The 13264-nt window shown below is 53.9% G+C and carries 9 protein-coding genes; 2 read left to right on the top strand and 7 right to left on the bottom strand.

Annotation, left to right across the window (positions count from 1 at the left end; translation table 11 throughout):
* Positions 1-14 precede the first annotated feature (14 nt).
* The 4 genes from ACFE8Q_RS00395 to ACFE8Q_RS00380 form a co-directional block, all read right to left on the bottom strand.
* Positions 15-1046, bottom strand: coding sequence for an LLM class flavin-dependent oxidoreductase (locus ACFE8Q_RS00395; protein ID WP_375443370.1), 1032 nt, complete (start codon positions 1044-1046; stop codon positions 15-17).
* A gap of 64 nt (positions 1047-1110) precedes the next feature.
* Positions 1111-2139: a RimK family alpha-L-glutamate ligase gene (locus ACFE8Q_RS00390; RefSeq protein WP_375443369.1), complete on the bottom strand. Its 1029-nt coding sequence runs from the start codon at positions 2137-2139 to the stop codon at positions 1111-1113.
* A gap of 135 nt (positions 2140-2274) precedes the next feature.
* Entirely contained in the window at positions 2275-3714 is a 1440-nt protein-coding gene (locus ACFE8Q_RS00385; protein ID WP_375443368.1) for a RagB/SusD family nutrient uptake outer membrane protein, read from the bottom strand.
* Between the two features lie 14 nt (positions 3715-3728).
* Positions 3729-6947, bottom strand: coding sequence for a SusC/RagA family TonB-linked outer membrane protein (locus ACFE8Q_RS00380; RefSeq protein WP_375443367.1), 3219 nt, complete (start codon positions 6945-6947; stop codon positions 3729-3731).
* Between the two features lie 413 nt (positions 6948-7360).
* Between ACFE8Q_RS00380 and ACFE8Q_RS00375 the strand changes: the two genes are divergently transcribed.
* Positions 7361-7807: an RrF2 family transcriptional regulator gene (locus ACFE8Q_RS00375; protein ID WP_375443366.1), complete on the top strand. Its 447-nt coding sequence runs from the start codon at positions 7361-7363 to the stop codon at positions 7805-7807.
* A 46-nt stretch (positions 7808-7853) separates the two neighbouring features.
* Here ACFE8Q_RS00375 and ACFE8Q_RS00370 read toward each other — a convergent pair whose 3' ends face one another.
* Positions 7854-8402, bottom strand: coding sequence for a DUF2911 domain-containing protein (locus ACFE8Q_RS00370; RefSeq protein ID WP_375443365.1), 549 nt, complete (start codon positions 8400-8402; stop codon positions 7854-7856).
* Positions 8403-8590: 188 nt separating this feature from the next.
* Between ACFE8Q_RS00370 and ACFE8Q_RS00365 the strand changes: the two genes are divergently transcribed.
* Entirely contained in the window at positions 8591-10390 is a 1800-nt protein-coding gene (locus ACFE8Q_RS00365) for an acyl-CoA dehydrogenase family protein (protein WP_375443364.1), read from the top strand.
* A gap of 122 nt (positions 10391-10512) precedes the next feature.
* Here the strand turns inward: ACFE8Q_RS00365 and ACFE8Q_RS00360 are convergent, their stop codons facing one another.
* Positions 10513-11271 (bottom strand): M48 family metallopeptidase, encoded by a 759-nt coding sequence (locus ACFE8Q_RS00360; RefSeq protein WP_375443363.1) that lies wholly within the window; start codon positions 11269-11271, stop codon positions 10513-10515.
* A gap of 147 nt (positions 11272-11418) precedes the next feature.
* Complete coding sequence (locus tag ACFE8Q_RS00355; protein WP_375443362.1) at positions 11419-13245, bottom strand: serine hydrolase; 1827 nt, start codon at positions 13243-13245, stop codon at positions 11419-11421.
* Positions 13246-13264 lie beyond the last annotated feature (19 nt).

Genomic DNA, 13264 nt, shown 5'->3' with positions numbered 1-13264 from the left:
GTTCAGTCAGTCTCCTATGCCATTACGCGAATGACCGCCTCGGAGAACCGCTCCATTTCTTCTAATTGCGGGCTGCATTGCAACAGCAGAAAATCCACGCCCACGGCCTCGAAAGCGGCCACCTGTTCAGCCACCCGGTCGGGGGTGCCGGTGAGGCCCGAACGAAGACCCCGGTTCGAGACCGAATAATCTTCGAGCGACGGTTTCTTTTCCAACTGCGTACCGGCCAGCCACTGCTGGTAATTCTTATACCCCGCCGACGAGCCCTGCACATTCGTAATGCGCGCGATCTCCCGTTTTACCTCCTGTTCGCTATTCCGAACAATCGAGTAGCCAGCCACGCCGAACTTCATTGGCGGAAGGTCCGGGCGCAGGCGTTCGCGCCGTTCACGGAGGTCGTTGATTCGTCGGCCAATGGCTTCGGGATCATCGCCATGCATGACGTACCCATCGCACTGGGCAGCGATCAGGTTTTTGGCCGCGTCTGACTCACCTCCGGCGTAAATGAATGGCCGTGGTAGCGACAGTGGCTTGGGTTGCAGAATCGAATCCTCGACCCGATAGTATTTTCCCTCGAACGAAAAATGATCCTGCTTCCAAAGGTTGTCCACTACATGTAGCCACTCGGCCGTGCGGGCGTAGCGATCATCATGTTGTTCGAAATGAACACCGTACTTCTTAGCCTCGTCCTGCCACCAGGATGACACAACATTGAGCGTGAGCCTTCCCCCGCTGATATGGTCGATATTGGCGGCCTGCTTGGCCAACAGGGCGGGTGAATGAAACGTGGGCCGCACCGCCACCATCAATTCGATTCGCTCCGTAACTGCAGCCAGTGCAGCCGCCGTTGACCAGGCATCGAGCGACGGAGCCTCTTCGCCTTTGATATCGTTAAGGTTTAATTCAGCGATGAGCGTCAGGTCATAGCCCCACTCTTCCGATCGTTGGGCCAGGTTTTTTACATACGACCAGTCGGGCCGCATCTGTTCATCATCGACGTTGCGAAGCCACCCGCCGAAGACGGGCATCCAATAACCAAATTTCATACTTGTTGAGTTAGCGTTGTTGAGTGACTTTTAACGTATGGCGTAACGTACCTGATCGTTGTCTCTACGACACCTCCAAAACATCTTCAGCTTTCGACTCCACGGAGTCGCCAGCCAGTTGGGTTTCCAGATAGTCGACGAAGTTGGCGTAGGGGTTGAAACCCACTACATTCACCGCGTCGGCAACGAAATTGGAGAGGGCATTGATATCGTAGAATAGCACCTCGCCCGTACGGTCATCAATCAGGTATTCCACACCGCCGACGTCAATTTGAGCAGTTTTGGCGATGCGCTCTACATCGGCGATGATGTTGGCTGGCGGCGTGTAGGCTTCCACCTGAACTCCTTTTTTCGGGGCGTCGGTCAGGCAGAAATCGGCGCTGGGCTGTTCGGGAATAGCGCAGATTTCGGCGGGACAGAGATTAAAACTCTCGCCCGTCGTGAACACCTTCATGGCGTACAGAAACTTGCCGTTCAGCGTTTCCACCCGAACGATATGCCCACCACGCGGTTGTACAAATTCCTGTACCAGCGCCGTCTGGTCGATGCCCAGATCAATCTGGTCGGCGTCGACAGCGGCCTGTAGCCCTTCAGGCGTGTCGAAGCGGACAATGCCCGCCCCGGCACCGCCGATGTTTACTTTCACCACCAGCGGAAACTGCAATCGTGCCGCCGCCTTCGGAATCTGCGAGACGTGATTCACAACGAGGCTTTTCGGAAAAGATAACCCAAGTGAAGCCAGCAGCGACAATTGCCGCGCTTTATTCGTTTCGATGCTCGTGGCTACCGTACCGTTGATCACCCGCACGCCGATGCGTTCCAGATGAGTCAGGAATCCCGCCGTATGGAAAATACCCTGCCCGTTCCCACGCAGATAGGCCGACGAACTCATGCGATTTACGACCAGCGCATACGGGCTTTCTGTTTCCGAAGGGTCGTACAGATGGTGCGCTGCGTCGATTCGTTCGTAGGCAATACCGCGCCGGTCCAACTCGGCAAAGAGCGGTTTAAACCAGTCGGGATGTTCGTAATAAATCCCGATGGGCCGGGCCGTCGCTCCGGCGAACCGGTTCGGCTGTTGTAAGCTACTCATACTCGTTTTTTGTTTGTTGAAGAATGTTCGAAGAAACGTCTACGCGTCATATACATCGTTTATTGCTTCGCGAGTTGGTGATATTGCTTGCCAGCAACGTATCTGGCGCGATGTAATAGATAAAAGTCTCTTTACTCAATAACCCGGATTTTGGGCAAACGTTGTCGGATTATTGTAGGTATCGATTTCCAATTGGGGAATGGGATAAACGAGCCGGTTGGCAGGCACGGTAATACCCGTCACTTTCAACGCGTCCACGGCCTTTCCCGTACGGACCAGATCAAACCAACGGTCGTTTTCCAACGCCAGTTCAAGCCGACGTTCGTTGATGATGGCTTCGCGGAAGGTAGCTTGTAAACCGCCAAGCTGCGCTTCCGTATAAGCTGGCGCACCCGCCCGCGAACGTACCTGATTAACCGCCGACAGCGCTTCGCTGCTAAATTGAGCCGCCGATTCGTTTACGGCTTCGGCATACAGCAGGAGCACGTCGGCGTAGCGCAACACTGGAAAATCGTTACCTACGTCGCTGATCGCCGAGAACTCGTCGTAAAACTTCCGGGGCACCACATTGACGTTGCTGGGAACCGGAATCTGCACCGTCAACGCTCTGCGCGTATCGCCAGCCGGATAGGCTGCCCGGAGCGACGCCTCGATGTTATCACCGATGTTGGTGCCGTACCAAAGGGCATGACCTTCCGCTAAGGCACCGCCGACACCTTTCTTAAACTTCACCGCAAACACAATTTCGGCGTTGTTCTTATTGGTGACAGCAAACACATCGGCCGCGTTTGGCAACAGGCGATACGTACCTGCGCTGATGACCTCGCGCAACACCGTAGCCGCCTGGCCAAACTTCTTTTCGGTTACCAGTACCTTGCCCAGCAACCCTTTGGCCGCGCCCGATGTGGCCCGGCCTATATCGGCGCCCGTATAGCTGGCGGGCAGATTCACCGCCGCATCGGTCAGGTCTTTTTCAATGGCGGCGTATACCTCAGCTACCTCATTGCGGATGTACGAACGCGAGTCGGTGGTCGTTCCGGCTTTGAGTACCAGCGGTACTTTTCCCCATAAGCGAACCAGATTGAAATAAGACAGCGCCCGAATAAACTGAGCTTCGCCTTTGTACCGGTTCTTCAGCGTATTGTCGAAGGTCACGGCATCGATCCTGTCCAGGATCAGGTTGCTCCGGTTGATGCCAGTGTACAGGCTGCCCCAGGTATCGCGAAGAATCGAGTTGGTGGTTGGCTCGATGAACCGGTCGACATTATAGCGCAGACCGGCGTTCGACGATGGGTCGTTGTCGAGCACATTATCGCTTCGGGCTTCGAGCAGTGTATTGAAATCGCCACCATACTGGCTGGCCGATTGCAGCACGTCGTACGCCCCATTTACCGCGTTGCCAAAGTCGTTGGCGGTCTTGTAAAAGTTATCGACGTTCGGTTGCGACAGCGGTTTCAGGTCAAGAAAGCCTTGCTGGCAGGCAGAAAGGCCCGTAATCAGAAGTGAAAGAGCAACCGTCTTGCGCAGTGATGTACGAAAGACCGACTGTTGAATGGGATGTGTTCCTTTGTTCATATCGCTGGGTGGGTTTAGAAGCTGAGGTTAATGCCGAGCGAGGTGGTTTTGGCAAGTGGGTACGTGCCGTAATCTTCGCCCTGCGACAGCGAGTTATCGGGTCGGCTGCTCACTTCCGGGTTATAGCCGCTGTATTTGGTGAATGTGAACGGGTTTTGCGCGCTGACGTAGATTCTGGCCCGGTTCAGGTGCAGGCGTTGCAACAGGGCGGAGGGCAACGAATAACCGAGCGAGATCGTCCTGATCCGAACATACGAGCCGTTTTCGATATGCCAGGTCGATATTTCGCCGTTCGATCCGGTTTGCAGACGATTGGCCCGGTTAACCAGCCCATTGCCCGGATTATCGGCCGACTGCCAACGGTCGAGCGCACCCCGGAACTGGTTGCCGTTACCCTCGGAATTGTAGAGGTAGCGCCGGATCAGGTTCATGATTTTATTGCCCTGCACACCCTGCACCGTCACGCCCAGATCGAAACCTGAGTACGTAAACCGGTTGGTAAAGCCGAAGGTATATTTCGGAAAATAACTGCCGGTCACGGTGCGGTCGCTGCTGAAGTCAATCTTCTTATCCCCGTTGGTGTCAATAAACCGGAAGTCGCCGGGCCGGGTCGTGGCCGTATGCGGATAGGCGTCAATCTCGGCCTGGTTTTTAAACACACCGTCGTATTGCATAGTCCAGTACTGGCCAATCGGTTCGCCGATTCGGGTAATAAACTGCGCTCCGGCAACCCCGCCCGACACAATGATCGGATCGCCCGACGCGCCCAGTGCCTTCACTTCATTGCGGTTGGTGGCCAGGTTGGCGCTCGCCGTCCAGCCAAACCGCCCGAAGGTCTGCTGCGTACCCAGCGTGAACTCAAAACCCTGGTTATTTACTTTTCCGATGTTCTGTAGTTCCGTACTGAATCCTGAGGTACGCGGCACAGGTACGTTCAGCAGCAGGTCAGACGTATTGGCGTTGTAATAATCGACGGTCAGCGTGAGGCGGTTGCGGAAGAAACTGGCGTCGAACCCGATGTCGAGCATGGCCGTTTTTTCCCACTTTAGTTTATCATTGGCCGAGTTGCCGGGAGCCAGTCCGCTCACGACCGTTTCGGGCCCAAGTACGTAGTTCTGGTAGTTAAGCAGACTAACCGAGCCGTAGTTTGGAATCTGGAAATTCCCCGTCAGACCGAAGCTGCCGCGTAGTTTCAGGTCGCTGAGCCATGTCGACGATTTCAGAAAAGGCTCCTGAGCAACGTTCCAGCCAGCGGACACACTTGGAAAATAGCCCCAGCGGTTGGCGGCTCCGAAACGCGACGAACCGTCGGCCCGAATGGCGGCAGAAAGCAGGTATCGACCATCGTAATCGTATTGAACCCTGGCCAGATACGAAAGCAGTGACCATTCCTGAATGTCGGAACTGCCGCCCGTAACCTGACCGGCATTAAGCGTCTGAACAAGATCGTTTGGAAAGTTTGTAGCCGACAGTTCGCTGGCCGTCCGGCGATCTTTCTGCGAAGTGAATCCTGCCAGCGCCGACAGGTTGTGCAGGCCGATGGTGCGGGTATAGTTCAGCGTATGCTCGATCAGCCAGTCAACATAATTCTGGGTACGCGAAAAGCCGGTTGGAATCGACGGGCCTTTGCGGTCACGAATTTCAACGGTCGACGGGCGGTAGTAATCGCGCTGGAAGTTGTTCAGATCAGCTCCGATGTTGAGTCGGTACGATAAGCCTTTCGTGATATCATACTGCGCGTAGGCATTTCCCAGCAGCCGGATCTGATCCAGTTTGTCGCTCACTTCTTTAGCCACGGCCACCGGGTTCAGAATTGAGGTAGCGCCGTAGCCCCAGCCGTTGGCGTCGAAATTATACGAGCCATTAGCATTGTAAACAGGCCAGATCGGGGCAATTTGCAACGCCAGACCAATCACGCCATCGGCCAGATACGGGCCTTCAGCTTTGATCAGGTCGTGGTGCGCAAACGTCGGGTTCAGGTTAAAACCAACTGAAAGGCGACCGCTTTTGATGTCCAGATTAGCGCGGGCGCTGTACCGTTTGAACCCCGAATTAATGACCGTCCCCTGCTGATCCATGTAGTTGCCCGACACGTAGTACTTGACGTTCGGGTTACCACCAGAGATCGAGATCGTGTGATTCTGAACTGGCGCTGTCCGGAAAATCTGATCCTGCCAGTCGGTATTCGTCAGTCCCGCCTGCCCGGTCAGATACGGCGTAACCTGGGGTGGAATCAATGTACTGGGTGCCCCCCAGGCCGCGTTGCTGTTCCGAATATCGTTCGAGTCGGTTGGTTTTCCAGCCGGGTTGCGTTCCAGGTAGGCGGTGTTTTTCCCCTCGGCATTCAGGGTCGCGTACTCGTAGGCGTTGAGCAGATCGAGTTTTTTGGTCACCTGCTGAAAACCCACATACGAATCGTAACTGATAATGGTTTTTCCCTCTTTACCGCGTTTGGTCGTTAGCAGCACCACGCCGTTGGAGCCCCGCGACCCGTAAATAGCCGCCGCCGACGCATCTTTCAACACTTCAATCCGCTCAATATCGTCGGTGTTGAGCGTGCTCAGTACGTTGATCGGGTTATCGGGAAACTGGGTGTTTGTGCTGCCCGTCGCAAATTTCGTATCGCGCGACAGCGGAATACCGTCGATCACATACAGCGGATCAAGGCCCGCGCTGATCGAGCCAGTGCCCCGCACACGTACCTGGAGAGCAGCACCCGGTGCGCCTGATGTCTGGGTTACCTGCACGCCGGCAATTTTAGCCGCCAGGGCCTGATCGAAGCTCGAAACCGGCTGATTGGCAATATCCTGCGCCCGAACCGAACCAATAGCCGTGGTAATATCGCGCCGGTTCTGCACGCCATAACCAACAACGACTACTTCGCCCAGTGCGTTGTCGGAACTGGTCAGTTTCGCATTGATGGTTGTCTGGTTGCCAACGGACTGCTCAAGCGGTTGATAGCCAATAAATGAAAAGACGAGCGTGGCCGACGAGCCGTTGGCAGGTACGTTGATTTTGTAGCTTCCCTGCGCATCCGTAGTGGTTCCGACCGTGGTGCCTTTGACCTGAACCGTGGCACCGGCCAGCCGTTCGTTGGACGTAGCATCGGTGACGGTGCCGGTAACAATCGTCTGCGCCCAGGCCGACGGAAGGATGAACATACATCCGATGATGATCAGCCAGTAGGCGGTGAAACCGGTGGCTGATTGATTTTTAGGTAAGAATCTGATCATAGAGTTAATAAGAGAAGTTCATAACACGGTTGGTGAATAGGTACAGCAAAGATGAACAGTAAAGATTAGTTACGAAAAGAAAATATAAGCAAATGATTATCAAATACTTGAACAAAAGTCTATAGGCTTTAGGGAGTTATTATATCAAATCAATAGACTAAGATTATTAATTTACTCATTATCAAGTTATGAAGTTGCCGTTACACAAAAATTGTCGCTTCAGCAAAGCAATCGGGGAGGTCTATCGTTATAGCAGGATAGGCATCTGGTATGGCCCGCCCAAATGGATTCGGCGGGCGGGAGGTGGTTTGCAGAGGACCGAAATTTTTATTTTTCGAATAACTATATAAAATTTATTGACCAGAAGGACTATGGTAACGGCCTACCCGATTCACAACTAGCTGACAGGACACATGATCTCTAAAAAAGCAAAATACGCCCTCAAGGCGCTGAAAGCGCTCACGGAAGTATACGGTGAAGGGCCGGTTCTGATTTCCCAAATAGCGGCCAGAGAGTTGATTCCCCAGAAGTTTCTGGAAGCCATCCTCCTGGAATTACGCAATCACGGCGTGCTACAAAGTCAGAAAGGTAAAGGCGGCGGGTATTCGCTGCGGGTCGACCCGGAACGAATCACGCTGGCACAGGTCATTCGTATTATCGACGGCCCCATTGCGCCAACCCCCTGCGTATCGCTCAATTTCTACGTCCGCTGCGACGACTGTGCTGACGAGGAAACCTGCACCATCCGGCCCATCATGCTCCAGGTACGTGACGCCAATCTGGCGGTTTACGAAACAACGACCATGCAAATGCTGGTCGATAGGGCGCAACCGGTCCACACGATTGATGTACTAAAATAGCCACCGTTTCGCGCTTTGGGGGCTGCTTGGCTACTCGTGCTCTTACTTACGCCGCTTTCTGGAACGGCATCACGACCTGAACGTCTGCCCAGGTAAGCAACATGTTGAGGCCGCCGGGTTGTGGTTCGAAGCTGATGAAAAATTGCTCGGCGGCTGGGCTGTAGGTACGTGTCGAGGCGGTGAAACGCAGCACGTCGGCGGCTTCTTTATAACTCAGCCCCCACTGGCCTGTGCGGCGGTTGATGATGATCGTCCAGTCGGTGGGTGTTGGAATGGTGTAGAGTGAATAGCGGCCTTTGGCCAGGCGGTTTCCGCTGACCCGAACGTCCTGCGCCAACTCAATGATCGTGGCAGCGTTGGCACCTGTGCGCCAGACCTTATCATATTTCACGACGCCCCCAAAAATGGTGCGGTCGTTTCGGCTGGGCTGGCTATAGAACACCTTTACGGTGATTCCGTTTTGGGTAGCCTGCGCCACCGCTTTTGGGCTTTTTCCGGCCGACCAGCGGAGATAGATGGCGACGCCAATGATGAATAGCAAGATACCGCCAATGATAAGCCAGGTAGAGGTGTCGAACGAATACAGAAAATCCATTGATTGTCGTGTTAAGGTCTTTGGTGGCAAATGACACCGTAGTAAAGTGACTACTAAATTCAGCGCTGAAAGTTACGTCAATTGGGCAGAAACCACTTGCATAAAAAATAGTATGCATGCATACTACCTATTGAATTAATTCTCATCTTTGTACGTAAATAGTATGCACGCATAACAATTCCTGAACAATGATTGCAACCGACAATAAAGCTTCGATTAAAGGCGGCGAGTTTTTGATTAAAGACACGGATGCCTCGCAGGTGTTCATTCCTGAAGAATTTACGGAGGAGCAACAGATGATTGCGGCTACCTGCCGCGAGTTCCTGGCCAAAGAAATCTGGCCCCGTCTGGACGAAATTGACGCCGCCAAGTCGCCCGACCTGATGTCGTCATTGATGGATAAAGCGGGTGAACTGGGTCTGCTGGGTACGTCGGTTCCCGAAGAATATGGCGGATTTGGCATGAATTTCAATACGTCGATGCTGGTAGCTGAAGCAACGGGTGCCGGTCATTCGTTCTCGGTGGCTCTGTCGGCGCATACGGGTATAGGTACGTTGCCCATCGTGTATTATGGCAACGACGAGCAGAAAGCTAAATACCTGCCTAAACTGGCTACGGGTGAGTGGAAAGCGGCTTATTGCCTGACCGAGCCCGATTCTGGTTCAGATGCCAATTCGGGTAAAACGAAAGCTAAACTGACGGAAGATGGTAAGTTCTACACCATTACCGGTCAGAAAATGTGGATCACCAACGGTGGTTTCGCAGACCTGTATATTGTCTTCGCCAAAATAGATGATGACAAGAATTTATCGGCCTTCATCGTTGAGCGTTCGTACGAAGGCATCACGATGAACGAGCCCGAGCACAAGTTGGGTATCAAAGGGTCAGACACGCGTCAGGTGTTCTTCACCGATGTAAAAGTGCCCGTTGAGAACCTGCTGTCGGATCGTGGTAACGGCTTCAAAATTGCCGTGAACATCCTGAACATTGGTCGTATCAAACTCGGCATTGCCGTTGTGGGTGGTGCCAAGCAGGCGATCAACGACGCGGTCCGGTACTCGAACGAACGGAAACAGTTCGGCATCAACATTTCCCGCTTCGGTGCCATCAAGCACAAGCTGGGCGAAATGGCGATTAAGGTATACGCTTCGGAATCAGCCAGCTACCGCGCCGGTCAGAACATCGATGATGCCATCGAAGACCTGAAAGAAGGCGGCATGGACGATGCTACGGCGAAATTGAAAGCCCTGGAGCAGTTTGCCATCGAGTGCGCCATCATGAAGGTTCACGGCTCAGAAGTGCTCGACTACGTGGTGGATGAAGGCGTTCAGGTGTACGGCGGCATGGGCTACTCAGCCGACGCACCGATGGAACGTGCCTACCGCGATGCCCGGATCAACCGGATTTTTGAAGGTACCAACGAGATCAACCGGATGCTGGTGGTGGATATGCTGCTGAAGCGCGCCATGAAGGGCGAACTCGACCTGATGACGCCCGCGATGGCGATTGCCAAAGAGATCATGTCGATTCCTGATTTCAGCGCCGACGAAGACGAGTCGATGTTTGCCGCTGAAAAGAAGGTATTGAAAAACCTGAAAAAATCGGTGCTGATGATAGCCGGTGCGGCCGTTCAGAAGTTCATGGGCAAACTCTCGCATGAGCAGGAGATACTGATGAACCTGGCCGATATGGCGATCGAAGTGTACGTGGCCGAGTCGGTACTGCTACGCGTCGAGAAGTCGATCGGGGTGAAAGGCGAAGCGGCGTTGGCGTTGCAGAAAGACATTGCCATCACGTACCTGCACGAAGCCGTTGAGAAGATCAGCAACGCCGGTCGGTCAGCCATTACGAGCTTTGCGGAAGGCGATGAACTACGGGTGATGCTGATGGGCCTGAAACGGTTCACCAAAATTGAACCGATCAATTTGAAAGACGCTCGCCGTCGCGTGGCCGATGCCATGATCGCCGAGAATAAATACATTTTTTAAGTGGCTGCCAGTCGCTAATTACGCTTTTTACAACAACTGAAGAGTCAAAAAGCCGTTCCTGAATCAGGAACGGCTTTTTTGTGTGTATTCAATGTTGCTCCACGCTCGTGGCCCCATATTCACTACCTCGCTAGTCCATCCTGACGGGCGCGATCACGGACGCGCTGAGCCCGTTTGGCGCTGTCGGGGTGATCGGAAATGAATTCGGGACCACCGCCACCACCTAATTTCGCCAGCTTCTCAAACGAGGTAGCCAATGCCAATACGCTGTACCCATTTTTCTTCAGGAACTGGTAGCTGTAGTCGTCAGCTTCTGTTTCCTGTTGCCGGCTGAATTTAGCACCGAGCAGGTAATCTGCCGCTGCCCCGAACTGCGACCGGGCTACCTGCCCAACGGTACCCGACCGGGAAGCTAGTCCATCACGAACGGCCGACCGGCGAAGGGCGGCTTTCATCCCGTCGCGTGAATCTTTGTTCACCACGTGCCCCATCTCATGGCCCATCACCGCCAGCACTTCCTGATCGGTCATAATGTCCATCAGACCTTTGAACACCCGCACACTGCCGTCGGCGGTAGCAAAAGCGTTGACGTCTTTGGTCAAATACACTTTGTAGTTGACCGGAATGCCACTGATGGTGTGGTGGCGAGCCACAATTTTGTTCAGCCGAACGGTATACGGATCACTCGGACCCGCCACCTGGTTTTGCGCGTCCATCTGTTGTACAGCCTGTTTCGAGGCTTCAACCACCTGCGCGTCGGAAAGGGTGACAGAGCCGACAAGCTCAAGAAGGGCCTGCGGAAGGCCGCCCGTAGTTTGAGCAAGCGATAGGGTCGACGTTGATAACAGAGACCCTACGACTAGGAGTGAAAAGCGATTCATGGTTTAAGTCGTTTAGTTGAGTAAAGCCACGATCTATTACGTAGCTATATACCTATTGACTAAATAGACTCGAAATGGTTTAGACGCAGCCTAATCCCGCTGACTCACTTTAGCCCGCATAAGGCTAGATACAGCCATAACTCTACCTCAATGAGCCAGTAAGGCGGTCAGCTTTTCGCGGCTATCGGTGTCATTGGGATCAAGTTTTGTGGCTGTTTCATAGGCGGTTATAGCCTTCGATTTGCTTCCCTGCTTCTGGTATAAATCGCCCCACCGGGCATACACGATGCTGGCCTGAGGGTGCTGTTCCTGCGCCAGCTCCAGAATACCTTTTGCCGCGTCGAGGTTGGCGGGCCGTCGATTGGTAAAGTCATAAGCCATGTAGGTCAGATCATACAGTCCTTTTTTCATAGCTCTGTACCCGTTTACGGCCTCAGCGATTCGTCCCGCCCGAATCAACTCGTTGGGCAGCAATTCATTATCACTCAAACGACGCATGGCGGTCTGTTGCCATTCTGTTCGCACAGAATCGACCTGACCTGAAGCATTGCGGTGGAAATATGCTTTCAGGGGATAATCGGAAAAGGCGATGGTATCACGGGCAATGGGGAAACAGTAGATCGGATTGCCTTCATTAATGGTTTCAACAAGGTAGTTTTGCTCTTTTCGGAACGTGATGACTTCATCGGGCCCGCGCTGAAACCGACCAACGTACCCAGCCAGTACGGATTCGGGCTGAGGGCGGGGCGTAATGGGATCGGGCAGAAAACCGGGCCACTGATAAACCTGCGCCACGGCCCGCCTGATTTCCTTACCCAACTCGCTGGCTCCCCCATCATTATTCATCATAATAACTACGCCGTTGCCTCCTTCCAGACTACCGATTGCGTAGGCAAGAAAGCCGGCATTTACACCGGTATGCTCAAAATAAACCCCTGCTTTTGTCTGGTTATCAGTCCGTTGCAAAAAAAACGGACCCATGCCAATTTCTTCTTTATAATAGCCACTAGAAACCGGGGCTCTGGGCGTTAACATAGTCCGGGCTGCTGCCTGACTCAGTATCCCGCCTTTACCGCGATAACTGTTTTGCAGGTCAATCAGCAGGCGGGCCAGATCGGTGGGGGTGCTGTAGAGACCGGCCGGAGCCGCCTGCGGATACACGTAGGGCATGCCTTTAAACCAGCCGTTCTCAGAATAAGCCCAGGCCGCGTTACGGTCCAGTTGCTTGGGCAATGGCTGCGCAAACGTGGAGTGCATCATGCCCAGCTTACGAAACAATGCTTCGTTGGTAAACGTGGCAAAATCCTGTTTGCTCACGTCTGCCATTGCCTGTTGCGCCACCAGATACCCACCACCCGAGTACCGAAACTCTTTGCCCGGCTCACTGTTCACCACCACCCGTCGGGTTTCGGTACCGGGCGCACCCGACAGAATATCGACCACCGATGGCAGGGGCGACTTGTCGGGTGTGTAGCCAAAATAAGCGGATTGACTTGTGCCGCCCCGGTGGCTCAGGAGCAGCCCCAGCGTGACCGGTTTTTGGCGGTAAAACTCGTTTTCGGTCAATGTCCAGGAAGTCAGGTACGTATTGATGGGCGTGTCGAGCGCCATTTTCTTTCGGTCTACCAGAGTCATTGCAGCCATGGCCGCAACGAGCTTCGAGATGGAGCCCGCCGAAAACAGCGTCTCGGTCGTTACCGGTCGGCGGGTTGTTGTGTCGGCTACTCCATACGCTTTCACCCAGTCGATCCGGTAGTTGTGCATCACGGCGATACTCAGGCCCTGTACGCGGTGAAAGGCCATCCGGTCGGTCAGGTTCCAGTTATTGAAACCCGTTACAGGTACGTAGGGAATCAGGCTGTTCTCGACGCGCTGCATACGGTCGGCCGTGGTTTTAGGAATCTGGGCGGTGGCGTGGCCAGCCAGTAGAAGGCCGCTCAACATGAGCCAGGCCATGAGTAGTACCGTGTGCATTGTTGTATGGTTTATGCAC

Origin of the sequence: uncultured Fibrella sp., from assembly GCF_964250085.1 — a bacterium.
Lineage (GTDB): Bacteria > Bacteroidota > Bacteroidia > Cytophagales > Spirosomataceae > Fibrella.
This window is presented reverse-complemented; position numbering and strand designations above follow the sequence as displayed.